The sequence below is a fragment of the Exiguobacterium flavidum genome (assembly GCF_003344535.1).
GTDB classification, from domain to species: Bacteria; Bacillota; Bacilli; order Exiguobacteriales; family Exiguobacteriaceae; genus Exiguobacterium_A; species Exiguobacterium_A flavidum.
Map to the genome: position 1 here is coordinate 128,102 of NZ_QPKS01000007.1, position 26,077 is coordinate 154,178.

30 protein-coding genes are annotated in these 26,077 nt (G+C 55.1%); 9 read left to right on the forward strand and 21 right to left on the reverse strand.

Annotated features, from left to right (window positions below):
* Positions 1 to 32: 32 nt before the first annotated feature.
* The 5 genes from cydC to DFG60_RS08690 all read right to left on the reverse strand — a co-directional run bounded on the left by cydC (position 33) and on the right by DFG60_RS08690 (position 6,442).
* The gene (cydC, locus tag DFG60_RS08670) at positions 33 to 1,727 is read right to left on the reverse strand and encodes a thiol reductant ABC exporter subunit CydC (RefSeq protein ID WP_114571362.1); all 1,695 of its coding nucleotides are present in this window, start codon (positions 1,725 to 1,727) and stop codon (positions 33 to 35) included.
* On the reverse strand, positions 1,724 to 3,448 hold the full coding sequence (gene cydD, locus DFG60_RS08675; protein ID WP_114571363.1) for a thiol reductant ABC exporter subunit CydD: 1,725 nt from the start codon (positions 3,446 to 3,448) through the stop codon (positions 1,724 to 1,726). Before cydD ends, cydC begins: the two co-directional genes overlap by 4 nt.
* Before the next feature lie 172 nt (positions 3,449 to 3,620).
* Entirely contained in the window at positions 3,621 to 4,364 is a 744-nt protein-coding gene (locus tag DFG60_RS08680) for an MBL fold metallo-hydrolase (RefSeq protein WP_114571364.1), read from the reverse strand.
* 74 nt (positions 4,365 to 4,438) lie between these two features.
* Positions 4,439 to 5,284 (reverse strand): KPN_02809 family neutral zinc metallopeptidase, encoded by an 846-nt coding sequence (gene ypfJ, locus DFG60_RS08685; RefSeq protein ID WP_114571365.1) that lies wholly within the window; start codon positions 5,282 to 5,284, stop codon positions 4,439 to 4,441.
* A 96-nt stretch (positions 5,285 to 5,380) separates the two neighbouring features.
* A complete protein-coding gene (locus tag DFG60_RS08690) occupies positions 5,381 to 6,442 on the reverse strand; it encodes a YcjF family protein (protein ID WP_232818684.1) in 1,062 nt (353 codons plus the stop codon).
* A gap of 169 nt (positions 6,443 to 6,611) precedes the next feature.
* Between DFG60_RS08690 and DFG60_RS08695 the strand changes: the two genes are divergently transcribed.
* Positions 6,612 to 7,199, forward strand: coding sequence for a DUF4878 domain-containing protein (locus tag DFG60_RS08695; RefSeq protein WP_114571367.1), 588 nt, complete (start codon positions 6,612 to 6,614; stop codon positions 7,197 to 7,199).
* A gap of 36 nt (positions 7,200 to 7,235) precedes the next feature.
* On the opposite strand, the gene DFG60_RS08700 is transcribed toward DFG60_RS08695, so the two are convergent.
* The 9 genes from DFG60_RS08700 to DFG60_RS08740 all read right to left on the reverse strand — a co-directional run bounded on the left by DFG60_RS08700 (position 7,236) and on the right by DFG60_RS08740 (position 13,578).
* A complete protein-coding gene (locus DFG60_RS08700) occupies positions 7,236 to 7,706 on the reverse strand; it encodes a DMT family transporter (protein WP_114571368.1) in 471 nt (156 codons plus the stop codon).
* A gap of 13 nt (positions 7,707 to 7,719) precedes the next feature.
* Positions 7,720 to 8,385: a Crp/Fnr family transcriptional regulator gene (locus tag DFG60_RS08705; RefSeq protein WP_114571369.1), complete on the reverse strand. Its 666-nt coding sequence runs from the start codon at positions 8,383 to 8,385 to the stop codon at positions 7,720 to 7,722.
* Positions 8,386 to 8,397: 12 nt separating this feature from the next.
* The gene (locus tag DFG60_RS08710; protein ID WP_114571370.1) at positions 8,398 to 8,823 is read right to left on the reverse strand and encodes a DMT family transporter; all 426 of its coding nucleotides are present in this window, start codon (positions 8,821 to 8,823) and stop codon (positions 8,398 to 8,400) included.
* 149 nt (positions 8,824 to 8,972) lie between these two features.
* Positions 8,973 to 9,311 (reverse strand): zinc ribbon domain-containing protein YjdM, encoded by a 339-nt coding sequence (locus DFG60_RS08715; RefSeq protein ID WP_114571371.1) that lies wholly within the window; start codon positions 9,309 to 9,311, stop codon positions 8,973 to 8,975.
* A 124-nt stretch (positions 9,312 to 9,435) separates the two neighbouring features.
* Positions 9,436 to 10,302 carry a PPK2 family polyphosphate kinase gene (locus tag DFG60_RS08720; protein WP_114571372.1) on the reverse strand — a complete coding sequence of 289 codons (867 nt, stop codon included), beginning with the start codon at positions 10,300 to 10,302 and terminating at the stop codon, positions 9,436 to 9,438.
* 91 nt (positions 10,303 to 10,393) lie between these two features.
* On the reverse strand, positions 10,394 to 10,837 hold the full coding sequence (locus tag DFG60_RS08725) for an NUDIX domain-containing protein (RefSeq protein WP_114571373.1): 444 nt from the start codon (positions 10,835 to 10,837) through the stop codon (positions 10,394 to 10,396).
* Positions 10,834 to 11,796, reverse strand: a complete 963-nt coding sequence (locus DFG60_RS08730) for an aminoglycoside phosphotransferase family protein (protein WP_114571374.1) — start codon at positions 11,794 to 11,796, stop codon at positions 10,834 to 10,836. Before DFG60_RS08730 ends, DFG60_RS08725 begins: the two co-directional genes overlap by 4 nt.
* 2 nt (positions 11,797 to 11,798) lie before the next feature.
* On the reverse strand, positions 11,799 to 12,350 hold the full coding sequence (locus tag DFG60_RS08735; protein WP_114571375.1) for a GNAT family N-acetyltransferase: 552 nt from the start codon (positions 12,348 to 12,350) through the stop codon (positions 11,799 to 11,801).
* A 13-nt stretch (positions 12,351 to 12,363) separates the two neighbouring features.
* Positions 12,364 to 13,578 carry a GNAT family N-acetyltransferase gene (locus DFG60_RS08740; RefSeq protein ID WP_198661571.1) on the reverse strand — a complete coding sequence of 405 codons (1,215 nt, stop codon included), beginning with the start codon at positions 13,576 to 13,578 and terminating at the stop codon, positions 12,364 to 12,366.
* A gap of 268 nt (positions 13,579 to 13,846) precedes the next feature.
* Between DFG60_RS08740 and DFG60_RS08745 the strand changes: the two genes are divergently transcribed.
* From DFG60_RS08745 to DFG60_RS08780, 8 genes are all read left to right on the forward strand, one after another.
* Positions 13,847 to 14,185, forward strand: coding sequence for a PadR family transcriptional regulator (locus tag DFG60_RS08745; RefSeq protein ID WP_114571377.1), 339 nt, complete (start codon positions 13,847 to 13,849; stop codon positions 14,183 to 14,185).
* Entirely contained in the window at positions 14,178 to 14,660 is a 483-nt protein-coding gene (locus DFG60_RS08750) for a hypothetical protein (protein ID WP_114571378.1), read from the forward strand. Before DFG60_RS08745 ends, DFG60_RS08750 begins: the two co-directional genes overlap by 8 nt.
* On the forward strand, positions 14,657 to 15,166 hold the full coding sequence (locus DFG60_RS08755) for a permease (protein WP_114571379.1): 510 nt from the start codon (positions 14,657 to 14,659) through the stop codon (positions 15,164 to 15,166). The genes DFG60_RS08750 and DFG60_RS08755 overlap by 4 nt, the downstream gene beginning before the upstream one ends.
* Positions 15,167 to 15,303: 137 nt before the next feature.
* Positions 15,304 to 15,783, forward strand: a complete 480-nt coding sequence (locus tag DFG60_RS08760) for a DUF2975 domain-containing protein (protein ID WP_114571380.1) — start codon at positions 15,304 to 15,306, stop codon at positions 15,781 to 15,783.
* Positions 15,784 to 15,793: 10 nt separating this feature from the next.
* Positions 15,794 to 16,003 (forward strand): helix-turn-helix domain-containing protein, encoded by a 210-nt coding sequence (locus DFG60_RS08765; RefSeq protein WP_114571381.1) that lies wholly within the window; start codon positions 15,794 to 15,796, stop codon positions 16,001 to 16,003.
* A gap of 315 nt (positions 16,004 to 16,318) precedes the next feature.
* Positions 16,319 to 16,633, forward strand: a complete 315-nt coding sequence (locus DFG60_RS08770) for an ArsR/SmtB family transcription factor (protein WP_114571382.1) — start codon at positions 16,319 to 16,321, stop codon at positions 16,631 to 16,633.
* An 80-nt stretch (positions 16,634 to 16,713) separates the two neighbouring features.
* Entirely contained in the window at positions 16,714 to 17,142 is a 429-nt protein-coding gene (locus DFG60_RS08775) for a DMT family transporter (RefSeq protein ID WP_114571383.1), read from the forward strand.
* 13 nt (positions 17,143 to 17,155) lie between these two features.
* A complete protein-coding gene (locus DFG60_RS08780; RefSeq protein WP_114571384.1) occupies positions 17,156 to 17,656 on the forward strand; it encodes a DMT family transporter in 501 nt (166 codons plus the stop codon).
* A 119-nt stretch (positions 17,657 to 17,775) separates the two neighbouring features.
* Here DFG60_RS08780 and glmS read toward each other — a convergent pair whose 3' ends face one another.
* The 7 genes from glmS to rocF form a co-directional block, all read right to left on the reverse strand.
* The gene (glmS, locus tag DFG60_RS08785) at positions 17,776 to 19,572 is read right to left on the reverse strand and encodes a glutamine--fructose-6-phosphate transaminase (isomerizing) (protein ID WP_114571385.1); all 1,797 of its coding nucleotides are present in this window, start codon (positions 19,570 to 19,572) and stop codon (positions 17,776 to 17,778) included.
* A gap of 408 nt (positions 19,573 to 19,980) precedes the next feature.
* Positions 19,981 to 21,336: a phosphoglucosamine mutase gene (glmM, locus tag DFG60_RS08790; protein WP_114571386.1), complete on the reverse strand. Its 1,356-nt coding sequence runs from the start codon at positions 21,334 to 21,336 to the stop codon at positions 19,981 to 19,983.
* Positions 21,337 to 21,364: 28 nt separating this feature from the next.
* The gene (locus DFG60_RS08795; protein WP_114571387.1) at positions 21,365 to 22,648 is read right to left on the reverse strand and encodes a CdaR family protein; all 1,284 of its coding nucleotides are present in this window, start codon (positions 22,646 to 22,648) and stop codon (positions 21,365 to 21,367) included.
* Entirely contained in the window at positions 22,648 to 23,508 is an 861-nt protein-coding gene (gene cdaA / locus DFG60_RS08800) for a diadenylate cyclase CdaA (RefSeq protein ID WP_114571388.1), read from the reverse strand. Before cdaA ends, DFG60_RS08795 begins: the two co-directional genes overlap by 1 nt.
* 80 nt (positions 23,509 to 23,588) lie before the next feature.
* A complete protein-coding gene (locus tag DFG60_RS08805) occupies positions 23,589 to 24,200 on the reverse strand; it encodes an anti-sigma factor (protein WP_114571389.1) in 612 nt (203 codons plus the stop codon).
* Between the two features lie 13 nt (positions 24,201 to 24,213).
* On the reverse strand, positions 24,214 to 24,777 hold the full coding sequence (gene sigW, locus DFG60_RS08810) for an RNA polymerase sigma factor SigW (RefSeq protein ID WP_114571390.1): 564 nt from the start codon (positions 24,775 to 24,777) through the stop codon (positions 24,214 to 24,216).
* Positions 24,778 to 24,901: 124 nt separating this feature from the next.
* Positions 24,902 to 25,810, reverse strand: a complete 909-nt coding sequence (rocF, locus tag DFG60_RS08815; protein WP_114571391.1) for an arginase — start codon at positions 25,808 to 25,810, stop codon at positions 24,902 to 24,904.
* Positions 25,811 to 26,077 lie beyond the last annotated feature (267 nt).

Below are 26,077 nucleotides of genomic sequence, written 5' to 3' on the forward strand. Positions count from 1 at the left end.
CCACAGTCGGGGGCAGAGCGGGATTTTCGTGTTCAGGCAAGGACAGCCTGTTCGATTTGTTTCATTTCATAGAAGTATCCTCTTGCATCCATCAGTTCGGCATAGGTGCCGGATTCGACGAGGCGTCCCTCGTCCATGACGAGGATTTGGTCCATCCGCTCGAGTCCTTGCAAGCGGTGGCTGACGAGGACGAACGTTCCGTCCTTCACAGCGGCAAGGAGCTGTTCATGGATTTGCGCCTCCGTCACCGGATCGACCGACGATGTCGGTTCGTCGAGCAGCCAAATCCGGGCCTCCCGGAGCAACAAGCGGGCGATTGCGAGACGTTGGCGTTCACCCCCGGACAAGTTCTCTCCTTTCTCGAAGACCTGATCTTCGAGCGTGAGATGCCCGAGTGCGACTGCTTCGAGTGCGGCAAGCAAGTCTTTATCGGCGGTCTCACCGGCGAGAAGCAGGTTGTCCCGGATCGTCCCGTAGAAGAAATGGTTCTGTTGCAGTGCGACGTTCGCAATCGCGTACAGGCTTTCCTGATCAATCCGTCTCGCGTCGGTTCCGTTGATCGTGATGCCTGTAGCCGGATACATCAGCAACAACAGCTGAAGCAATGTCGATTTGCCGGATCCGCTCGCTCCGACGATCGCCGTCTTCGAACCGGCAGGAAGTTCGAACGAGACGCCTGACACGGCCGGACGCGCCTCACCCGGATAGTTGAATGAGACGTCGTTGAAGACGATCGATACCGGTCCTTCCGGCATCCCGCTCTCAGCCTGCACGCGTTCTTCCGAAACGACTTCCTCGAGGCGCACCGCCGCGTGGCGGCTGTCCTCGAAGAAGCCCGGCAGGATCGCCATCGGTGCAGCGTTCTCGAAAACGGTCAGCGACGTCATGACGAGCAGCGCAAGGAACACGCCGTCGAGCTCACCTTCCGTCACGAGCCATGCGCCGAGCCCGAGGACGAGCCATGAGATGATGAACGTCGCGAACGTGTTGACGGACAGGTTGCGGACACCGTCGAGTTCCCGTCTGCGCTGCTCTGAGACATAGGCGGCACTCGCCTCAGCGAGCAGCCGTTCCTTCTCGTCAAGCTGCTGGTAGATCTTCAGGTCACGATACCCTTGCAGCAACTCCGTCACTTCCGTCGACAAGACTGCGCGTCTCGCCCGGACAGTCCGCGCAAGACGTCGCTCCCTCACCGCGAAGAGTGCCGGGATGATGAAGCCCGTCAGGACGGCTCCTGCAAGCAGAAGGAGCGAGACCTCGATCGCGAAGAAGCTGACGAAGAAAATCGTACAGAGGAAGACGAGCACGAGCACGATCGGCGGATAGAGCACACGGAGAAACGTATGCTGCAGGCTCTCGACGTCCCCGACGATCCGCGCGAGCAAGTCGCCGCTCCGGTATTTATTGAAGATGCCCGGCGCGAGCGGCTCGAGCCGCCGGTAGAACGACGTCCGCAAGTTTCCGAGGATCGTGAACGTCGCCCGGTGCGAATAGTAGCGCTCGGCATAACGGCTGACGGCGCGAGTCAGGCTCGACAGCTTCTGGACGGCGATCAGGACGGCGAGCGTCTGGATCGGCGGCAGGAGCGCCGCCTTCGAGATCAGAAAGCCGCTCGCGGCGAACAATCCGACTGCCGTGATACCGGCGAGGACGCCGAACAGGACCGACAGGATGATGTCGCGCTTCTCTGATACCATCTCTTTTAAAACGGACTCGAGCTCCTTCATTTCGCAACACCTCCTCCGACTTTCGTCATCTCCCTGTATGCTTCACTCCGTCCGAGCAATTCTTCATGGGTTCCCGCATCGATCAGGCTGCCCGCGTCGAGCAGGAAAATCTGATCGACCTTGCGCACCGTATGCAGCCGGTGCGCGACCGTGACGACCGTGGCCCGGCGCCCGAGTTCCTCCATCGCTTCCCTGAGCAGCCGTTCCGTCCGGACGTCGAGTCCTGTCGTCGGTTCATCGAACAGGATGATGTCCGGTTGTTTCAGGAAGGCGCGGGCGAGGGCGACACGTTGCTTCTCGCCGCCCGAGAGACCGCGTCCGCCTTCGCCGATCAGCGTGTCGTAGCCTTCCGGCAAAGTCGAGGCGAGCTCAGCGAGACCGGCTCTTCGTCCGGCCTCCTCGATTTCCGCGCGCGAGCTCGTGCGCAGATCGCCGATCGCGATGTTGTCTGCAAGCGTGCCGGCGTACAGGTACGGATGCTGCGAGATGTAGCTCAGGCGCTTGAACCAGCTCGCTTCCGCATAGTCATGGCGCTTCCTGCCGTCGATCCGGACCTCCCCGGAAAGCGGATCCGCAAGCCCCGCGAGCAGCTGCAACACCGTCGATTTCCCGGCCCCGCTCTTTCCGATCAAGGCGACCTTCTCATACGGCCGAATCTTCATCTCGATGTCGCGAAGCGCGAAGCTTTCCCCGTAGGTGAACGAGACATCGTCGAGGCGGATCTCAGGCGGTCCGTCAGCCTCCAGCTCCAGTTTCCCGAAAGCGACCGTCCGTTCCTCTGCGCTGAGCTCGGACGCGATACGCTTCGCCGCAGCGACGCTCCCTCTTCCCGTATGGAAGGCCGCCCCCATCTCCTTGAGCGCGAGGTAGTACTCCGGCGCAATCACGAGCATGAGAAACGCAGGGAAGAACGTGATGCTTTGGAAGAGGATCAAACGCAGGCTCACCTCGAGCGCGATCAGCCCCATACTGAGCATCGAGATGAACTCGAGCATGAGCGAGGACAGGAAGGCGATCTTGAGGACGGCGAGTGTCGCGTCGCGGAACGCATGGCTGCTCGCTTCGATCGCCTGCTCCTCACGCCGCGCGCGTCCGAACAGTTTGAGCGTCGTGATGCCTTGCAGCGTGTCGAGGAACTTCCCGGAGAACGCCGTCATCTTCTCAAGCTGGGCGTCCGCCCGCTTCTGTGTCATGATGCCGATGATGATGTAGAACAGCGGGATGAAGGGTGCCGTGATCATCATGATCAGTCCAGTGTACAGATCGTAAGAGAAGGCGACGACGAGAACCATCAAAGGGACGATCGTCGTCTGGACGACCTTCGGCAAGTACTGGCTATAGTAGCTGTCCATCTCGTCGACGGCGTCGAGCAGCACGCTCACCTTCTCCCCCGACTGTCCGGAAATCGCGGAGGCGACAGGAGTCCGTGTATATTTCGCGAGCAGCTTTTCGCGCAATTCCTGTTTGATGTCCGCTGCGGTCTTCGCCCCGAGTCTTCCGTTCCAATACGTCGTCGCGACACGCAGGAGGAGTAAGCCGAGCAAAAGCCACATCATCGGCAGGATGCTTTTAAAGTCCGCTTCTTTCAAAAAGATCCGGTCGACGATATCGACGATCAAATACGATTGCCCGACGATGGCAAGTCCCATCAGGACGGCCACCAGGGCGAATGCGACCATCGTCCGTCGCGGTACGGAGATGATGCCTTTCAATGGGTTCATCTATAAAACGTCCTTTCGCCATGATTGTGAACGCTACTAGTGAATTTATTCACATATATGCATTCAGTATAGCGGATTCAGCCGATAGTTGCCACGCGCGAGGGGTGATGAAGGTGTGACGGTTTTGTGGAAGAAAAGACCGAAGGAAGCTTTCTCCTTCGGTTTCTCCGCTTCATACTTTCAATTCTTTCATCAAGTGCTCGATTTGGGCTTTTGGTTCCCCTACAGCCGCCCCACCGTGATAACAGATGACAGAATCGATGTCCGGGCGCATGAAACGGCGAATCGAACTGTAGGCCGAGGTGAGATCCGGTGTCGTCCGCTTGACCGGCCCCTCAATCTTTCCGTGGACGCAAATCATCGCATCCCCGGCGACGAGCACCCTGCTCTTTTGGAGGTAGATGCTGATATGTCCCGGTGTATGTCCTGGCGTATGCAGGATTTCCATCCCGCCGCAGTACGGCAACACCTCTCCGTCCTCGACGACGCGGGTTACCGGTGCCTTCGGCAGATTCTCGCACAACCGGCGCATCTCATCGGCATGTTCCTGCTGCATCGTCTTAATGAACGTTTTCATCACGCTGAGATTCGTTTTCAGAAGTGGAATATCACCTTCGATGTATGGCCGATCGAGCCGGTGGGCGAGCACTTCGATGTCCTTCTTCGCAATGACGACTTCCGGCAGACTTCCGATATGATCAAGGTCCTGATGGGTCAATATGACTGCCTTCAGCCGACTGATCGGCACGTGAAGCTCGTCCATCGCTTCCTCGATTTCATCCCAGTGACCAGGCATGCCGGTATCGATCAGCACAGCCTCGTTCTCGTCATAGACGAGCGTCGGATGCAGCACCGACCGACCGCCAAATCCTTCCGCCACAAGCTCGAGCATTTCGACTCCCGGTGCGATTCTCATGATGTGCCTCCTTTTTTCTAACGACGCCACTCAAACAAAAAGCATCCCCTCATGCAAGGAGATGCCGGTTTCGCTTACAGATTTTTTGCGTTGAACGTGTTCCCGCCTTCGATCGTTCCATTCTCGAAGCCTTTATAGAACCAACGCTCGCGCTGCGCGGATGTCCCGTGAGTAAAGCTCTCGGGGACGACATACCCGCGTCCCTTTTTCTGGAGCGTGTCGTCACCGACTGCGTTCGCCGCTGTCAGCGCCTCTTCCAGGTCACCTTCCTCGAGCAAGCCTTGCCCTTGCGCGTGGTGGGCCCAGACGCCCGAATAGTAATCCGCCTGCAACTCGAAGCGGACGAGATATTTGTTGAACTCCTCTTCGCTCAGCTTGTTGCGCAGCGGCATGATCTTATCCGATGTCCCAAGCAGCGTCTGGACGTGATGACCGACCTCATGGGCGACGACATATGCCATCGCGAAGTCTCCCGGTGCGCCGAACTTCGTCTGGAGATCCTTATAGAAGCTGAGGTCGATGTACAGCTTCTGGTCTCCCGGACAATAGAACGGACCGACCGAAGCCCCGGCCTGACCACATGCCGAACTGACCTGATCCGTGTAAAGGACGAGCGTCGGCTCCTTGTAGGTCATCCCGCGTTCCTCGAACTCCTGCGTCCAGACCTGCTCTGTATCCGCGAGTACGACCGATACGAACTCGGCAAGTTCCTTCTCTTCCTTCGTCTCGACATACTCCGTGTTGCTCCCGGTATCCGCTCCTTGAAGTCCACCGAGCAAATCCCCCGGGTTCCCTCCCATCAGCGTGACGATCAGGAAGATGACGAGGCCGAACCCTCCCCCGATTCCCGCGATTCCTTTCCCGCCCATGCCCCGGCGGTCTTCGACGTTCGTACTTCCCTGTCTACCTCTCCACTTCATTCTTCTTCCTCCCACTTTCAAGTTCTATTCCTCTTTACCCGAAACAGGGGGATTTAGGCGTGTTTCGGATGGAAGCAGGGAGAAATTCCGTCCCTGTCATTTCTCCTTCCGCTTGAACTTCGCGATGAAGTCGACGAACATATCCGGAGTCAGCTCGATCCGGTTCTCGAACGCATATTTCGTCCCGTACCCGAGTGCGAGTGTCGCAGCCGAGGCGACGCCTGCTCCGATCGCAGCACCGTAGCCGGGAACCATCTTAGCAAGTTGCCGGAACGCGGTCTTTCCGGCGTTCCCGACGATCGTGACGACGATCAGCTCCTTCGCGTTCTCCTTCGTCAGCGGACGGTCATACAGGTTCGACAGTTTGAGCATCAGACCGATCTGGATCGACGTCAACGGGACGATGTCCGCCCCGGGTAGCGGGACGGCGCCGATCGCACCTGCCGCCGCGCCGGCCCCGACGATCCAGTTGTTCGCGACCTTTCCGCGCAGCGCGGGATCGATCTCTTTGACGAAGACATTTTCCTTATCGAACTTTTTTAACAGATCCAAGATATTCCGGCGCAGCCGGTCGATGTTCGTCCCTTCTTTCGCTGAGATCGGGACGATGACCGGTCCCGGCAGCTTCGCTTTGACGTGTTGGACGATCGTCTCGAGATCATTCGTCGCGTCGATTTTCGTGACGACGATGATGATGTTCTGATTGTGAGCGTATATCTTCTGGAATGCCTCCGTCTCCGTCTCGGACAGGACGGTTCCTGCCGCGTTCAGGAAATAGAGGATGACGTCCGCCTGTTCATAGAACTTCCATGTCGCTTCCGAGTTCGCCGTGTTCGCGTCGTTCAGTCCCGGTGTGTCGACGAAGATGACCCGGTCCTCCGGATGTTGCCGGACGTTCTCGATTCGCGTCGTCTCACCCGGTCTGGCCCCGACCGTCGCGACCTCCCGGCCGAGCAGTGCGTTCAACGTCGACGACTTCCCGGCGTTGACGTCACCGATCAATGCGATCGTCACGTCCTGATCGAGCGATTGATTGAAGTCACGGCGTTCTGTCTCGAATGCCTCATCGAAGGCATGGTCGATCTCCCTCTTGCGTTCCTGTTCCTCTTCCCCGAGCCCTTCCCCAAAGAAGTCTTCATTCCATGTCTTATTATCCAAATTGATCGCTCCTATCCTTTTCATGTCTTTCTCATTTCATTGCCTCGTTCCAAGTTTCTCAAACAACCATCCTTTCTTGGAGTACCCTACTCTTTTTTTGCACTCCTTTCTCTTTCGGCACGTGTTACTCTTTCAAAGCAACGATGAGAAGATATAGGAGGGCACATTGATGAAGAAATGGATGACACTGCTCGCTGCGGCGGCGCTCGCACTGCTTGCCGGGTGTGGCGGTCCGACACCGGCAGAGACGGCCGAAAGCTACCTTGGCGCCGTCAAGAAGGCCGACCTCGAGAAGGCACGCGACCTCTCCACAGGAGAGAATACGAGCATCGAACAAAAAGCCGACGATCTGACGACGGAGGAGCGCGAGATGTTCGCGGGTATCTTCGAGGAACTCGAATATGACGTGACGAAAGAGAAAATCACCGGAGATACAGCGACGGTCGAGGCGGATATCACGAATGTGGACATGGCGAAGGTGTTCGGAGGTGTCGTGCAGGAGTTGATCGGCGACGCATTCGCGGATGCCTTTGCCGGCGATACGCCGAGTGACGCGGAGATGGAGCAGAAGATGATGACGTTGCTCGAGAAGGAGCTTGCCAAGAAAGATCTTGACCGCGTCACGATGAAGACGACGCTTCAGCTCAAGAAAGTAGACGGGGAATGGAAAGTCGATACGAGCGACGAGGTCATGAACGCCGTCAGCGGAGGGTTTTCTGACGTAGCAAATGAACTGAGCAAGATGGATTTGAACTGACGAAAAAAGGACGGGCCGCGGCCCGTCCTTTTTTCGTCATCCAGCCATCTCTTTTTTTGAAACCTGCTCGGCTCGTCTACCGCCGAGCTGGAACAGCAGGATGCCGGAGCCGATCATCACAACGCCGAGCGCCTTCATCCAGGAGAACGGCACCTGTTCGAGCCCGAACCAGCCGAGCGTGTCCCACAGGAGCGCGAAGCTGATCTGCGAGACCATGACGAGCGAGATCGCGTAGCCAGGACCGAGCTGCTGGACGCCTTGTGTCACCGACAATACGACTCCGACGCCGATGATGCCGCTGAACCAGAACCAGGATTCTGCCTCGAAGTCGAACAAATTCGTCCCTTCGAAGGACAGGCCCGCGAGCAGCGAGGCGAGAAAGCCGAGTCCGAGGACGAGCGTCGTCGTCGCCCATGCGCCGACCTTCTGTTTGACGTTCGCGTTGAACGTATTTTGGATGGCGACCATCGTCCCGCCTAAAAGAGCGAGCATCATACCGAGTGCCATGATCGATTCCTCCTCATTCGTATATATTGTTGCCGGCGCGCATTTGCAGCGCCGAACGATCAAGCAGTCGGACTGATCCGCGTCTGCGTTCAATCAATCCGTCCTGCTCGAAGTCGCGCAAGACGCGGTTCAGGTGACGATAGCTCGTCCCGATCAGATCGGCGACGTCCGAGAGCGCCATCTCCTCGAGCACTTCCCCGATCGGCGTCATCGACAACAGGTAGCTCGCGAGCCGCACTTCGACCGGATAGAGCAGGTTGAAACTCAAGGAGTTCGATTTCAGGAAAAACTTCTGCGTGATCGTCTCGAGCAAAAACCGGAGCAGCACCGGATCATCCGATCCGTGCTTCACGAGCGCCTCGTATGGGATACCGAGCACGGTGACCGGTGTGACGGCCTCGACCGTGTTCATCAGATCCGTTCGTTGCACATATTCGATGTCCCCGATCAGATCGAGCGGATGCTTGAAGGAGAGAACGAGCCGTTTCCCTTCCGGCGATGTCGTCGAGATTTTCAACTTCCCTTCGATCAGCACGAACAGCCGCTCTGCCTGTTCTCCCTGCGTACAGATTCGTTCGCCTGGGGTGAACGTATGCCGCGTGAAGTACGGATCGAACACCGGACCGAACACGTCATCGATCCCGTACTGTTCGAGCACGTTTCTGATGGACTCTTCCATTCATCCCCCTCCTCACAGCTTCAAAATGACGACACCGGCGATCATCAGCGCGATGCCGAGGACTTGGGGCATACGCAGACGCCGTTTGACCATGCCGAACCAGCCGTTCCAGTCGATCAGGAGTGCAAGCAGCAGCTGTGCGATCAAGAAGATCGAAATCGTCAGCGTGACCCCCATCCGGTGGACGGCAGTGATGTTGCTGAACAGGACGATCGCGGCGAGTGCCCCGCCTGACAGATAGATCGGCTTGACGTGCTTCATCTCCTTGAACGTCTTGTCCCGCAGCAAGAGCGCGACGAGCAACGCGACGAGGAACCCTGTCATTTGAGTGATCGTCGCTGCTTGCCATGTCCCGATGACAGAGCTGATCCTTGCGTTCGCGACGCTCTGGAGCGTCAGGAAGAAGCCGCCTGCGATGGCGAACAGTGTACCTCTCATGATCGAACCTCCCTATTCCTTTTCGTTTGGTTCCATTAAAAAGCACTTCCCCCTCGTCTTAAAGGACATTTGTCCTAAATGATACAAGAAATCGGATAACTGCACAAAAAATAAAAAATGCCCTCTGCGCATGCAGAAGGCACTCAATTTCAAATTTTCTTGACGAACTCCGACTTCAGCTTCATCGCACCGAGGCCGTCGATCTTGCAGTCGATATCATGATCACCTTCGACGAGCCGGATTCCTTTGACCTTCGTCCCTTGCTTGACGACGAGCGACGTCCCCTTGACCTTCAAGTCCTTGATGACGGTGATCGTGTCGCCGTCCTTCAACTCGTTTCCGTTCACGTCACGGACGACCTTCGCCGCTTCCGCCGCTTCAGTCTCACCCGCCGTCCACTCATGGGCGCATTCCGGGCAGACGTAGAGCGTTCCGTCCTCGTACGTGTATTCCGACCCGCACTTCGGGCAATTCGGTAATTCTGTCATCTTGCATTCCTCCGTTTCCTATCCATCCATTATACGCAAGAGCAGCCGTCCTGCTTTCAACAGTTGTATCGATTTTTCGACATTCAGGCAGGCGAAAGGACGCATGCAAGCATGCGCCCCCTCATCACTCCGCTTCTTTTTCAAGCTTTTCGATGTATTTGTCGAGCTCCTCCCGGTCCTCTTCCGAGATTTCCGGGAACTGCGGATCGAGCTTCTCGAGCAACTCGTTCATCACTTCCGAGACGAGATAGCGCGAGTGCCACTCGTCGTCGGCGGGCAGGACGTGCCACGGTGCATGCTCGGTCGACGTATGAGCGAGCATGTCTTCGAAGATGTCCTGGTACTCGTCCCAGTGCTCGCGCTCCTTGACGTCGTTGAACGAGAACTCCCAGTTCTTCTTCGGATTCTTCATCCGTTCGAGCAGCCGTTTGCGTTGCTCTTCCTTCGAGACATTGAAGAAGAACTTGACGATGTAGAAACCATTCTCATGCATGTAACGTTCGAAGTCGTTGATCTGCCGGTAGCGCACCTTCCAGACATCATCCCCTTCGGCATCGTCCGGCACCTCATGTTCCTCGAGCAGGTCGTGGACGCGCGGGGCGATGACTTCCTCATAATAGGAACGGTTGAGGATCCCGACCTCGCCGCGTGCCGGCAACCCTTCATGGACGCGCCACAGGTAGTCATGCTTCTGCTCGGTTTCGGACGGTTTTTTGACGGAGATCGTCTTCAACCCTTGTGCGTTCAGGTTCGAGAAGATATAACTGATCGCCTCGTCCTTGCCGCCTGCATCCATCGCCTGGAGGACGACGAGAATCCCGTGCTTCTCCTCTGCGTGAAGCTTCCAGTGAAGATCCTTCAGCTTCTCGATGCTCTCCGGTACCTTTTGCTCGAGCAATTCCTTTTCACTTGGACGTTCGTCCTCACTCGTCGCGTAGCTCGAAAGTTCGAACGCCTTATTTGGTGTGACACGATATTTTGAAAGATCCATGATCGTCTCCTCGTTTCTATAATCGAATGATAGGCCATGGTCTTTCATTACCCCGTTTCGCAAAACCAAAAACAGGTTCAGAAGAACTTATTCAATTGACATCTCCGAGATACACGAGCTTTTTGTGCTGAGCGGCGATTACCGGGCGAATCGCCATCGGATACACACGATAGTTTTCGAGGGCTGCGAGCGGCACCCATTCGATTCCCGTCTGATGGACATCCGGTTGCGTCGCCTCCACCTGTCGCCCAAGCAAGCGACACGCGAAGTAGAATTCAATCTGATGGACGTCCGCGTCATGAATCGCGAACTCGTGATTCTGTCCGATGTATTCACGGATATGGAGCAAGTCGAATGCCTCGACCTGTTCGCCGAGCTCCTCGATGCATTCCCGGACGACTGCTTCGTGAAGCGTCTCTCCTTGTTCTTGTCCTCCGCCCGGAAAAAGATAGAAGCATCCTTCCGCATCGATGTTCTTCGTCAACAACACTTTTCCGTCCTCGATGATGACGGCCTTCGCTGAGTTTCTGATCATGGTTCCTCCTTAAGCAGTTTTCGGTGATCAAGCAACAGGCGCAGCCACTGCGCCGGCTTGTCGTACGATTCCTTCCGGTCAGCCCGGTGCGGCGTGATATACAGGTGCCAGCTGAGCGCGCGATAGACGCAACCGATCTGTTCTGCGAGCAGGAGCTGCCGCGCGAGCGTCGCGTCGCTCGCGTACCCTTTCCACGCCTCCAGGTAAATGGGACGGAACCTTTCGATTTCATGCATCCAATTCTCTTCCGTGTCATCTTCGAGCAGCTCGAACAGCGAATTCCAGAAGACACGCGTACTGAGGAACGGGTGGGTCACAGAAGCATCCCCCCAGTCGAACAGGCGGCATCGCCCATGGTCGATGTAGATGTTACCGGAATGCAGATCACCGTGGTCGATCGCATCCGGCAATGATCCTTCCATCTCATCGCACATCTGCAACAGCTCTTCTTTCAGAGCAAGTATGGCCTCCGTTTCATCCGCCTCGAGTCCCGTCGCGCATAACGACTCGAGATGATTCGCGATCTCTTGTCTGACGACAGGCATCCGCCGGTCCGGCACGCCACTGGCAAGCAATTCCGGAACGAGCGGAATCGTCCGGCGCTGGAAATCTGCATAATGCCGCAAGCATGCCTGATAATGCTCTCGATCCGGTGCTTCCCTGAGAAGGACGCCAGGCAACTCGTGCATCAACAGCCAATTCTCTCTTCTGTTCACGGCGATGAGATCGACCGTCTCGCCCGGGAATCCCTGAGCAATCAATTCCGTCAGAGCTGCCTCGAAGGCTGCTGCCTCGTTGACGGCCTTTACGAAATAGGTGCGGTCTTTCGAACGCCCCCTCAACAGGAAGGACATATCGGTGTTCTTCAGTACCTCGAAGGAGAGGTCTTCTTCCGTCTCGGCCGTCGCCCAGTCCTCCAATCGCCGTCGGTACTGTTTGTTTTGCCAGCGTGCTTCCACGTTCACCCCTCCTTGCGAAAACGGGCCATCAACACCGTATCGTGATAGGTTCCGTCACTTAAACGCTTATCCTTCCTCAGGATACCTTCTACGTTGAAGCCGAGCCGCTCGTAAAGTTGTTTCGCCTTCTCGTTCGTTTCGAGCACACTGAGTCTCACCTTCTCGATGCCGGTCGCGTCCGCCCATTCGAGAGATTCTGTGAGGAGCCCCTTACCGATGCCGAACCCCCAGAATTCCTGAATGACGCCGACACCGAACTCGACCTGGTGCGCCAGCCGTTTCAACTCGCTTCCCTGACAACGCGAGAATCCGACAAGGCGCCCGTCTGTCTCGGCAACGAGGAACAGGTTGTTGCTGCTCTTTGTATCCGACTCGATCAAACCTTCGAACATCTCCTGATCGAGATATCCTTCCCCGCGTTCCCTGTCCATGTTCTCCGTCTCGCCGTCGATCGTCAGACGCAAATCGACGAGTTGGAGAGCATCTCGCTGCTCCGCCGGACGAATCACGTATTGAAGCCCGTTTCTCTCATATGTAGCTACCTCAATCGTCATGTTCGTTTCCTCCTTAAAATCCTGTCGTACAGAACGGTTTTTTCGCATACCCGAAGAGCTGACCAAGCACGCCGCTCCATTCTTCCGGGACGTGTGCCTTGCCGAAGCGGACAAGTCCTCGGAGCGTCGCAGCGCCCATGACGAGCGACGAGAAATCGGCGATGTCGAGCGTCAGGCTGACAGCCGGTTCTTCGTCACCGATCGAGATTTGTCCGCCCTTCACGACGACCGTGAACACACGGTCGTTCCGTGCGATCAAGTCATCCCGAATCGTCAGGCGGCAAACGAAATCGGGGATTCCTGTCCCGTCGAGCATCATGATCACCCGTTCGGCGTCGACGACGCGGTACATGACGCCGCTCCCTTGCCGGTTCGTCTCATGGTAGACGCTGACGAGCAGACGATCACTGCCGTTTCGCGGATCATCAAGCGCAAGATAGAACTCCTCTTCCTGCGTGTTCAGCAGAACATACCGAATCTGGTCGCGCTGACTCTGCAGGAATGCCATCCAGTCGAGAAAGCTCTCGTCTTCGCAGGCGAACTCCGAGATGAACAGGTCGTTTACGAGGAACGACGTCTCGCCTTTCTTGAAGCGTGTCCACATATAACCGCGTACGCCTCCGAACCGCTCGAGGACGAAGACACGACACTGCGGATCGCGCCACCATTTCAGGAAATCTTCCATCGTCTTCTCGATCAGACCATGGTGCCGTGAAACGCGCCAAGCATGATAGGAGGCGATCGCTTCCGCGTCCTCCGGTGTCGCGAGGCGGATATGTGCCTTCGACCCTTCTGCAGGCAACAGCTCCGGTCTGATCTGATACTGATTCATCCGTGTACCGTGACCGAAGCCCATCTTTCGGTAGAAGGCGGGATTGAACGGATAGAGCAGCGCGATCGGCATCTGCTTTTCCTCAGCGTCCTTCAGGAAATACTTCACGAGTTCGAGCGCGACTCCCTCCTTCTTGTGACAGAAGTCGACCGCGACGGAGCCGAGTCCTGATGCCTCGATCATCACACCTCTGAAATTCATCGAGAAGTCGTGCAGCCGCATCGCTCCGACGAACGCCCCGTGTTGCCTCAAACCGATATGCCGCACCGTCTCCCCCATCGACGCGCGCGACAACTGATACATCTGTTCCTCGGTCATCCCGAGTCCCGGATATGCCGTGCAGAACAGCGGTGCCAGTTCTTCGAGCTCTTCTTCTACTTCGATCCATTCCTTCATCTTCATCCATCTTCCTTTCCGCCTATGTCGCAACCTATCCTTATTCGCCCCGAAAAACGTCAACTCCCCCTTCGTTAGTGAAAGATTCGAAGCGAATAAGACCTGCCTGCAGCAGACCATCTTCTCGCTTCAAAAAAATCCTTCGTTGCGGCGACTTTCCTTTCCAGTGTCATTAACAAAAGAAATTGTCATACTTGCATTCCATTCATCCTGACAATATACTGTTAATGACAGTATGGTGTTTATAACAGTAAAGGGAGGAATTAATATGAAACACACAGGTCGGCACACAGGAGCATTTTTGTTGTTATTTCTAGCGGAAGGTCCGACATACGGCGGACACCTCATGCAGCGTTGCGCAGAAGAACTGCCCTATAATCCGATTGATAGTGCAATTTTATACCGAACGTTAAAGAAACTCGAAGAGGAAGGCGCGGTGGAATCCTACCTCCCTGCCTCTGCGCAAAATAAGCTGGTCAAGATGTACCGGATCACCCCCCTCGGGAAAGAACGCCTGGCAGCGTTCCGGACAGATATCGAAGAGAAGCAAAAAAACCTCGCCTTCTTCCTGAAGCGTTACGCGGAGATGGTGGAAAACGATGGCTAACGGCATCGCACTTTACGGAACGGTTCTTCTTCTGACCACCCTCTCCTTCTACAAAGACCGTCAAAAGACGCGAGCTGCTCTCGCGAAATCCTGGAAGATGTTCCTCAATCTGCTTCCGGACCTGCTCGCCATCATGTTGTTCGTTGGTGTGTCTCTCTCCGTGCTTACTCCGGCCGCTATCTCTTCGATGATCGGAGAGACCTCCGGATGGATGGGGATGGGGAGTGCTCTGTTAATTGGCTCCGTCGCGCTCATCCCGAGCTTCATCGTCTTTCCACTTGGTGCCACACTGGTCGAAAATGGCGCTGGACTAGCTCAAGTTGCTGCGTTGATGGCTTCTCTCATGGCGGTAGGTGTCGTGACGATCCCCCTTGAGAGCCGTCTGTTCGGAAAACGTTTCGCCTATGCCAGAAACGCCTCTGCGTTTTTGATGTGCCTGCTGTTCGCTCTTCTCGTCTCGGAGGTGCTCGGATGAAAAATTTTAAGAAAAAATCATTTCCGCTCTTCGTCGCCCTGTTGTTCGTCGGGCTGTTCATCGCAGATCCAGCGCGTGCCATGAAGGCTACGCTTCTGACCGGCAATAGCCTGCTCAACATGCTGCTGCTCCTTCCACCGATTCTCGTGCTGGTCGGCCTGCTCGATCAATGGGTAAGAAAGGAGACACTGCTCCGATACATGGGACCGGATGCAGGAACACGAGGATTCGTTTACGCACTGCTACTTGCAGCATTCGCGGCTGGTCCCCTCTATGTCGCTTTCCCCATTGCCACTCTTCTTCTGAAGAAGGGGGCAGGATTGCGCTATATCGTCTTCTTTCTCGGAGCCTTCACAACGGTCAAGCTACCTGTTCTTCTTTACGAGATTGCGTCTTTCGGAATTGCATTCACCATGCTTCATATCGGATTCGGACTGACCTTCTTTTTCATCATCGCTCTGTTATTTGAACGTTACCAGCCCGTATTGCGCGTCAAGCAATCATGACGATTTCTTCAAATGGGAGTGCTGAAGCTGCTATCCGCTCAACGACACTAAAAATTAAATAAAACAATATTTATTTATTGTAAAACGATAAATATAACGATAAAATAGAATTAACCTAACGAAACGAGGTGTCTATCATGAAGCGCGAAACAACTTTTCTGAAGGTCGTCGTCCTTTTGCTCGCCCTTCCCGTCCTCGCTTTATGCATCTTCATCCTGCCTGATATCGCCGCATTTTTCGTCGAACTCAATCCGGAGTTTTCCGCTTTACGCTATCCGTTCCTGATCGGTCTGTACGTGACGGCATTTACGTTCTTCTTCGCCTTGTATCAGACCGTGCGGCTGCTGAATGCAATCGATCGGAATCTCGTCTTCTCATCCGTCGCGGTCGATCCGCTGAAGAAGATCAAATACTGTGCCCTCGTCATCGGTGGTCTGTATGTCCTCTTCATGCCGCTCCTTTACCTGATGGGTGAGAAGGATGATGCACCCGGCATCATCCTGATCGGGCTGATCGTTCTCTTCGGCTCTGCGATCGTCGCCGTGTTCGCGGCCGTCCTGCAAAAGTTGCTTCAAAATGCGATCGATATCAAGTCAGAGAACGATCTGACGGTATGAGGTGGATGAGATGATCATAATCAATATCGACGTCATGCTCGCGAAGCGCAAGATGAGCGTGACCGAACTGTCGGAACGCGTCGGCATCACGATGGCGAACTTGTCGATCCTCAAGAACGGCAAGGCGAAGGCGATTCGTCTGTCCACGCTTGAAGCGATCTGCAAGGCGCTAGACTGTCAGCCGGGAGACATACTCGAGTACCGGGAAGAAGAATCCTGAACTCGGACAATCAGCCCAGACGCTGAACATGAGAGGAGGCGGTGTCCCGTAACAGGACCCTCCTCCTTTTAGCATCTCGCATGAATACGCTGAGCCTGAGGACGAGCATGTTCGGGATCGACGTGTAGAATGGCGTCCGGAATGTCAGGACAATGCAGTTCATGAAAAATATCAGGGAGTTCGTCCTGATTTTCCCGCTCTCCCCCGTCCTGAAGTCATCTTACAGCCTGCGGGTTTGCCTATGATGCATCAGTGCGCCTGTTCCAACATTCGTCAACTTGACATATCGGAAAATCTCGATATATAATTTCTTCCATGGAACCTATTGATGTATTCAAAGCGTTATCGAACGAAACGAGACTCAACATCCTGAGATGGTTGAAGGAACCTGAGAAGCATTTCCCTAAACAAGGCGCTCACCTGCCTAAGGAGGTAAGCTACAAAGGAGGAGTATGTGTAGGGGACATTCAAGAAAAAGCCAAAGTTTCTCAATCGACGGTCTCCAGCTACCTGAACATGATGCAAAAAGCAGGATTGCTCGAATCGGTTCGTCATGGACAATGGACTTACTACCGGCGCAATGACCTCTTCATTGAGCAGTTAGCCGAATATTTAAAAACAGACATCTGAGTCACGATTTCTGTTTTTTTTATCGCTCTACAAATCTATTTTTCTAGATATGTAATTATTCAAAAAAGGAGAACTATTTCATGCGCTTTATTTTTTACGCACTCGCTTTACTTGCCGGAGCTGCACTCAGCTTTGAAGGGGCTATTTACGCGGAGCTCGGAAAATCGATCGGACAAATCGAGACGAGCTTCTATAACTTCTTCATGGGTTCAATCATCATGGGGCTACTATGGATCTTTTTTGGAAAAGGGAAGCTCTCCTATGCGCTAGAAGCACCGAAATGGTCTCTGCTCGGAGGAGTGCTCGGGGTCGTCTACTTGACGTCAATCATCGTAAGCGTCCCATTCGTCGGCGTCGGCATCACGATGGTCGCTGTCATCATCGGACAGCTAGTCATGAGCATGGTCATCGAGCACTTCGGGTGGCTTGGCAGCAGGAGGACGAAGGTCAACAAAGAAAAGGTCTTCGCCGTCCTTTCGATGATTATCGCACTCGTATTAATCAACTAGGAGGTTTTACTTCATGGGTTTGTTCATGATTTTATTTACGTTGCTCGGCGGTATCACGTTAAGCGCACAGTCGTCGATCAACGGTACGCTTAGCCGAAGAACAGGAACGATTGAAACGACATTCCTTACCTTCCTCACCGGGACGATGTTCCTTGTCATCTTCGTCTTATTTTTTGGAAGCGGTGATGTGCTCGCACTGTTCGAAGCACCGAAGTGGCAACTCAGCGCAGCTTTTCTCGGTACGATGTACTTACTTCTGACGGTCATGGCCGTCCCTAAAATCGGGGTGATCGCGGCAAACATTGCCGGAATCGCCGGCCAGCTCATCATCGGGGTCATCATCGATCACTTCGGCTGGTTCAACAGTCTAATCATCGAGCTCGACATGAAGCGGGTCTTCGCTCTGTTGTTCATGGTTCTTTCCTTGTACTTCATCTACAAAGGGAATGTACGATCGAACGAAATCTTATCGAAAGAAGATGAACAATCAGACACGGGATCGAAGGCTATCTGAACAAAAAAAACGAACGAGAATCAGAGAGGAACTCCGATTTTCGTTCGTATCAGGAAAGGGCTGTTTGATCAGGAATACGATGTATTCGGTCAAGCAGGCCTTTTTTGTCTTCAGATCGTTTACTCTACTGTGACCGACTTCGCAAGGTTACGTGGCTTATCGACGTCGCATCCGCGTCCGAGAGCCGCATAATACGCGATCAGCTGGAGCGGAAGGACAGAGAGGAGCGGTGAGAGCAGTGTCTCGACCATAGGGATGACGAATGCGTCCGTCGGCAGGTCAAGACCTTCCGATGCGATGACGCAAGCGTTCGCACCGCGTGCGACGACCTCTTTGACGTTTCCACGGTTGTTCAAGTGAACGTGCGGTTGCGTCACGAGCGCGATGACCGGGGTGTTGTCCTCGATCAAGGCGATCGGTCCGTGCTTGAGCTCACCACCCGGGTAGCCTTCCGCTTGGATATACGAGATCTCCTTCAGTTTGAGCGCACCTTCGATGCCGACGTATGCGTCTTGTCCGCGACCGATGAAGAAGGCATTGCGCGACTCCTTCAAATACTCGTCCGCGATTTCCTGGAAGCGATCCTTCTGTGACATGACTGTGTCCATCGCACTCGAGATGAGAGCGAGCTCCTTCATCAAGTCGAACGGAAGTTCTTTTCCTTTCGCTTTCGCGAGGTCGAACGCAAGAATCGAGAGGACGGCGATCTGAGCCGTGTACGCTTTCGTCGAGGCGACCGCGATCTCTGGTCCTGCGTGGAGCAGGAGCGTCGCATCCGCTTCACGCGACAGCGTCGAACCTTGGACGTTCGTCACCGTCAACGCACGGTGTCCGAGCTTCTTCGCTTCGACGAGAACCGCACGGCTGTCCGCTGTCTCGCCTGACTGTGAGAGGAAGAGGAAGAGCGGCTTCTCTGTCAAAAGTGGCATGTTGTAGCCGAACTCTGACGCGATATGAACCTCCGTCGGGATGCCTGCGATCTGTTCGATCAGCTGCTTGCCGACAAGTCCTGCATTGTAGCTCGTACCGCAACCGATGATGTAGACGCGGTCACGTCCGAGGACGAGGTCACGAACCGATTGATCGAGCGTGATCTCCCCTGCTTCGTTCTGATACTTCTGGATGATGTTACGGATGACAGCAGGCTGCTCGTCCATCTCCTTGAGCATATAGTGCGAGTATGTGCCTTTCTCGATGTCAGATGCATCGATCTCAGCCGTGTACGGCGCACGCTCAAGGATGTTGCCTTCAAGATCCTGGATCGTCACGTTGTCACGCGTCAGGATGATCATCTCGCCGTCATGTAGCTCGACGAACTGATCCGTCACCTGGAGCATCGCCATCGCGTCCGAAGCGACGACGTTGAACGTGCCGTCACCGATCCCGACGAGAAGCGGTGATTTGTTCTTCGCGACATAGATCACGTCCGGGTTCTCTGAGTCGAGCAATGCGAACGCATACGAGCCGTGAAGTGCTTTCAGCGTCTTGCGGAACGCTTCCGTGACGTCTCCAGTCGCCTTGAAGTTCTTCTCGATCAACTGAACGACGACTTCCGTGTCCGTGTCGCTGAGCAGATCGACGCCGAGTTCTGCCTTGAGCTGCTCGTCGTTCTCGATGACACCGTTGTGCACGAGCGTAAAGCGCCCTGATGTGCTCTGGTGCGGGTGAGCGTTCGGTACGCTCGGTACGCCATGCGTCGCCCAGCGCGTGTGGCCGATACCTGCGAATCCGTCCGCCTCAGCTGGAACGTGCTCGCGTAGCGCAGCGATGCGTCCGACTTCCTTGAACACCTGAACACCATCGTTCACGAATGCAAGGCCTGCCGAGTCATAACCGCGGTACTCGAGCTTCTCGAGTCCTTTCAGCAAAATTTCCTTCGTGTTGACCTGACCGATCATTCCTACGATTCCACACATGTTAACTTCTCCTCTGATACTTGTATTTCCCTTGGAAGGAAACGGCTTCCGGAAGAGAGCTGTCATCGCGCGATTGTTTGTCCGTCCGATCACTCGGGCGTTTTCAACCGTGCTTTTCGGTACTGACAGGGTACCGGGAGGCATCCGCCGAATCATTCGATAAACCTCCACCTCGTCGACTTCCTGTTGAAGCCCTGGCGCTTGTCGTTCCGTCCGGCCACCGTTTCTGCCCGACCTTTAAATCATACGGACTCTCCCTGCTAAAAGCAACAAAGGTAACGCATTTGTAACTATTCCCGATTTCCAAGGGAATGCAAACCTGTTCCCCCTAAATACTTCCAAAGAAAAGACGTGTCCCTCGTTCCTGCTTGAGACAGGACGAAAGACACGCCGAATCATTGAATCGATTTAGCTCTCCTGGAGCGCATAATGCTCACGAACGACGTTTGCGATGCGTTCGACGTACATGTCGCACGCTTCCTGCGTCGGAGCTTCCGCCATGACACGGACGAGCGGCTCCGTACCAGAAGCACGGACGAGAATCCGGCCGTTACCAGCCATCTCCTGCTCGACTTCGGCGATGATCGCCTGAACTTCCGGTCCGTTCATCGCGCCGTTCTTGTCCGAGACGCGGATGTTGACGAGACGTTGCGGGAAGACCGGCATCTCTGCAGCGAGTTCCGACAGCTTCTTGCCTGTCGCCTTCATGATCTGCAGGAGCTGGACGCCTGACAGCATGCCGTCCCCAGTCGTCGAATAGTCCATGAAGATGATGTGACCCGACTGCTCGCCACCGAGCGTGTAGTCGTTTTTGCGCATCTCTTCGACGACGTAACGGTCACCGACCGCAGTCTGGAGTGCGATCATGCCCGACTCCGCTACCGTCTTGTGGAAGCCGAGGTTACTCATGACCGTCGCGACGATCGTGTTGTCCTTCAGGCGGCCCATCTCCTTGAGGTACTTACCGCAGATGAACATGATCTTGTCGCCATCGACGATATCACCGTTCTCATCGACTGCGATCAGACGATCGCCGTCGCCGTCGAACGAAAGGCCGACGTCCGCGCCGCGTTCTCTGACGAAGGACGCAAGATGTTCCGGATGCGTCGAACCGACTCCGTCGTTGATGTTGAATCCGTTCGGTGTCGTCCCGATCGTCGAGACCTCGGCCTCGAGGTCACCGAACAGGCGCGGGGCCAGACTCGACGTCGCGCCATGCGCCCCGTCGATCGCGACATGGATGCCCGAGAAGTCCTCGTCGACCGTCTGACGGAGCATCTGGATGTACTTCTGTGCTCCTTCGAAGTAGTCGTGGACGAATCCAAGTTCCGTACCCGACGGACGCGGAAGAGTATCTTCCGCCTCGTCAAGCAGTGACTCGATTTCGAGTTCCGTCGCATCATCAAGCTTGAAGCCGTCTGACCCGAAGAACTTGATGCCATTGTCTGCGACCGGATTGTGCGAAGCAGAGATCATCACGCCCGCCGTCGCATCGAGTGTCTTCGTCAAGTAGGCGACCCCTGGTGTCGAGATGACGCCTAGACGCATGACCTCGGCACCGATCGACAAAAGACCCGCGATGAGCGCGTTCTCGAGCATCGGACCGGAGACACGTGTATCACGCCCGATCAAGACTTTAGGACGTGTGCTCTCGTGCTTCGTTAAGACATACCCGCCGACCCGTCCGAGACGGAGTGCGAGTTCCGGTGTCAATTCTACGTTGGCGACGCCACGGACGCCGTCAGTTCCAAAATACTTACCCATATTAGTTTTTCCTCTTTTCACTGATTGTTTAATTGGTCGTCTCTGCGTTCACCCGCGACTTGAGCGTCACGTCGACATTGTCCGGACGCAACACATCGAAGGCGCGGGACGTCTGATAGGAGATCGGCAAGCCATGCGTGCCTTCCTTCAGCCCCGTCAGATCGACGACAGCTTTTATGTCGGTCGCGTCGATCGTCGCGAGATCCGTTTCGCTCCCGCGGACGACGACATCGACCGCCGGCGGGTATTCCGCCGTATAACGCGTTTCATCATATCCATTGACGGTGAGCGGGACGTTGCTGATCGTCTTCTCACCGCGGTCCTCAACCGTCTCCGTCGTCGCCTTCGCATCTTTACGATCGATGACGATACTGATCGTGACAGTCATCGGATCCATGCCGGTCACGCCGTCCGGTTGGACGAGCTTGACCGTCTTCTCCGTCGTGCTCGTCAAGTTCTTGATCGATATCGCTTCCGTCTCGACCGCGACGATGCGCGACAGGAGATCCATCTCGCCGTAAAGGCGGGCCTCCGTGACGACTGGGACGACCTTGACGAGTTTGTAACCTTTCTTGACGGCGTCCTTGACGTTCACGTTGATTGGTACCGTCTTGCTTTCTTTATAGATCGGAATCGTCACGTCGATCGTCTTCGGATCGTAGGTCGCCTGGACCGGATTTCCGTTCGTATCGAACGCTTTGACGTTGAATGCTTCGGTATAGGTCGCAGCGCGTCCCGTCAAATCGACTGGGATTTCGATCGCGCTGATCGCTTGGAGTTTCTCCGCCCCACCCGTCACCTCGATCGACTGCTCGCTCGGCTGTGCCTCACCGACGACGAATCCTTCTGCCAATTTATTTTTGTTCAACAGTTTCACCTGGACAGGGACTTCCTTCGTCGCTTTCTTATCGAGGAAGACCTCGATCGTCTCTTGCTTCATGTCGACTTCGACGTCCTTACCGAAGCCTTTCGCCTGGACCCGGACCCGGTGGTATCCTGTATCGAGTCCGATCAGGTCGATTCCGAGTTCGAAGTCCTGTACGAGCCGGAGCATCGTCAGGCTGCTCGACGGTCCATTGACCGTCACCTCAATCGTCTCGGGAACATTGTAGACGACCCACTGCGATTCATCATAGTCGACCGTGACTGGGACGTCAAATTTCGCCGTGCTCTGCCCTGCGACAGGTAAAAATCCTGAAGCATCGCTGCCGGTCGAGGTGTTCGTCCCTGCGACCATCAAATAGAGCAGGATCGCGAGTACGACTGCGACGAGCCGCAGGAACCATGTCTCGTTGAACCATTTCTCGAACATCACTTCTTCGCCCCTTTCCAGTTGAAGAAGTTCGAAGCGACCGGCTCTTCCTTGACGAGTGTCTCGAGCAGTTTCGCACGCAACGCTTCTTCATCGAGTTCACGGTAAAGACGCCCATTGATCGCAAGAGAGACGCCACCCGTCTCCTCCGATACGACGAGAGTGACGCTGTCAGTCACCTCACTGACTCCGATCGCGGCCCTATGCCGGGTTCCGAGTTCCTTCGAGATGTGCGCGCTCTCAGACAACGGCAGATAACAGGCAGCGGCGGCAAGCTTGCCGTGCTGAACGATGACCGCCCCGTCATGGAGCGGGGTGTTCGGGATGAAGAGGTTGATCAGGAGCTGGCTCGTGATCTGCGAGCCGAGCGGGATGCCCGTCTCGACGTACTCGCTCAGTCCTGTCTCGCGTTCGATCGTGATGAGTGCCCCGATCCGCCGCTTCGACATGTACTGCGCGGACGTCACGAGTGCATCGACGACGCGCGTCTGCTCATCCTCGTCGCTGATCGTGCTGCGCGAGAAGAACTTGCTCGTCCGTCCGAGATGCTCAAGGCCCCGTCTGAGCTCCGGCTGGAAGATGATGATGATGCCGAGCAATCCGTATGTGATGACCTGATTGAGAAGGAACTGGAGCGTCTTCAATCCGAAGAAGCCGCTAAGGAACCAACTGATGAGAATGACGGATATCCCTTTGATCAGTTGGACTGCCTTCGTCCCTTTTACGATGACCATCAGCTTGTAGATCACGAAAGTGACGACCGCGATATCGATGACATCATTAATATAATCGTACCAGTGTACGTTTTCACCTAGTTTCAATAACTGGAATTGAAGTGGTTGCCAGTTGAACAGATTCACCAACCGTGCCCCCTATCTTTTCTGATTTAAACAGTCTCCATTATAGCACAAAAGGGACGAGCTCGACTCGTCCCTCCGTCTTATTCAAAAATTCGTTTGACGCCGTACCAGACCCGTTCGAACAGCTGATCGATCTCCTGGATCTTCCCGTTCACCCTGCCTGCACTCGCGAGGTACGCATCGCCGTCGACCGTCGTGACGTCACCGTTGACGACTCCTTCGATCCGGACATTCCCGCCCTCGACGTACAGGTCCTGGTCGACCGTCACGCCGGCCGGTACGACGACCTCACCGTTTTGCGCCATCAATCCCGGAACATTCGTATAGGATAGATCATGTTTCTCCTGCGAGAAATAGCCGCCGAGGCTGCCAAGTGATAAAAGACAGAAAATCGATGCTGCCGCAAGCAGCGGATATTGCTTCATCTTGCTACCGAACCTTGAAGGCTTGCGTAGAAGCGGCGTCGGCGTTTCCGCCTGTTCGGGCAATCGTGCCAGCACGCGGGACGTAAAGTCCGCCGATAACCGCGGTGCAGGGAGCGCACGGATTTCCGCGTCGAGGAGCCGATACTCTTCGAATTCTTCCATTGCGTCTGCTTCCTGCATCTCTCTTTCAAATGCCTTCCAGTCCTCTGGCGGCTGTTGTTCATCCAAGTACTCATGAATACGCTGACGCGCCTGTTCTCGTGTCATTAGAAGTCCTCCCTCACCGTTTGACAAATTGTTTCTTTAACGCTTCCCGACCACGGTGAATGCGTGTTTTGACTGTAGCGACAGGCAGATCCGTCATCTCACTGATTTCCTTGAGCGACAGATCCTCTACATATTTCAGGACGAGCGGCACCCGGTACTTCTCGGGCAGCATCGCAATCGCCTGTTCCACCTCGGATCGCTGTTCCGATTCGACAGCTTGCTGTTCCGGCAGCTTATCCTTGCTCTCGAGCTGCGAGTACAGCGTAAGTCCTTCAGTACCCGACATCTCAGCATCAAGGGAATAGTCAGGCTGTTTCTTCCGAAGCCGGTCGATTGAAACGTTCGTGACGATCCGGTAGAGCCATGTCCGGAATTTCCATTGTGCATTGTATGTGTCAATCTTCGTATAAACACGGATGAATGCTTCCTGCGTCGCGTCCTCTGCCTCCATCCGGTCACGCAAGACCCGGAATGCGACGAGAAACGCGCCGTCCTTATAGAGGTCGACGAGCGCGGCGAACGCGTCGCGGTCTCCTCCCTTCACCCGCTCGATCAAGCGAAGTGTCGTTTCTTCCACTATTAATACCCCCCGCTCTATGCGGTCATTCTCTTATACGAGAACATCCGATAAATGTTTCACTTCACTTCGAATTGTAACAAAAAAATCTTGAACTCCCCTAAAAGAGTTCAAGATCATCCCATTATTTTACCAGTCGGTGAGATTGCATATACTCAAGCAGATTATCGATCAATCCGTTCGTTACGATGGCCGTCCCGTTTCCTTCCTCAAGGAGCGGGTTCACTTCGACGAATTCCGCCGCGATGAATCTGGCATGATCCGCACAGTGTTTGAGAACGACTTGTGCGTCTTCGAGCGAGATGCCGTCTGCGACTGGAGTCCCGATTCCCTGGACGATGCTCGGGTCGAGACCGTCGAGGTCGAAACTGAGATAGAAATGGTCGGCCACCTCTTCAAGATAGCGTACGGCTTCCTCCATGATCGCTTCCATGCCTCTCTCGCGGATGTCGTTCATCCCGTAGACCCGGATACCCCGTTCTTCAATCAATTGTTGTTCGCCTGGATCGACATCGCGCAGACCGATGTAGACGATCTGTTCAGGCAGCAACTTTGCTCCTGCACCGCCTACAGAGACGAGGCGTTCTTCGCCTTCTCCAATTGCGACGGCAAGCGGCATCCCATGAATGTTACCTGACGGCGAAGAGTCCGGCGTGTTCAAATCCGCATGCGCATCGAACCAGATAACTCCAAGGCGCGGTGTCGCCTGCTTCAGTCCTGCGATCGTCCCGATCGCCATACTGTGATCGCCGCCGACGAGCAGCGGAAACTTCCCTTGATCGACTGCGTCGCGGACGAGATGGTGCAAGTCATTCGTCGTGTGCAGAACGCCTTCTAAGCGCTTAAGCGATGTATCTTCTTCCCAGACTGCTCTTTCAGGAAGTACGGCTGCTTCTCCGAATCGTTCGATGCTTTCCCCGTAGCGCTCGAATGTCTCGAAAAGTCCTGCCTCCTCGACTGCCTTCGGTCCAAGATCCGTTCCCCGTTTTCCTTGACCGTACCAATATGGCACACTGATGTACGCAATGTTCATCTGACGTATCCCCTTTACGCATTTTGATACCCTTATTGTAAGCGGTAACAAAAAGATGGTTCAACTCGACAAAAACGCGCATGTTTATACACAAAGAGAGCACCGTGAAGGGAATCACGGTGCTCAGGTCGTACGTACTCTGGTTTGGCATTCCATTAAAAAGAAAAAACTTAAGCGATTGCTTAAGATCTCAGGAAAAAAGATTGGTGGAGCCTAGCGGGATCGAACCGCTGACCTCCTGCGTGCAAGGCAGGCGCTCTCCCAGCT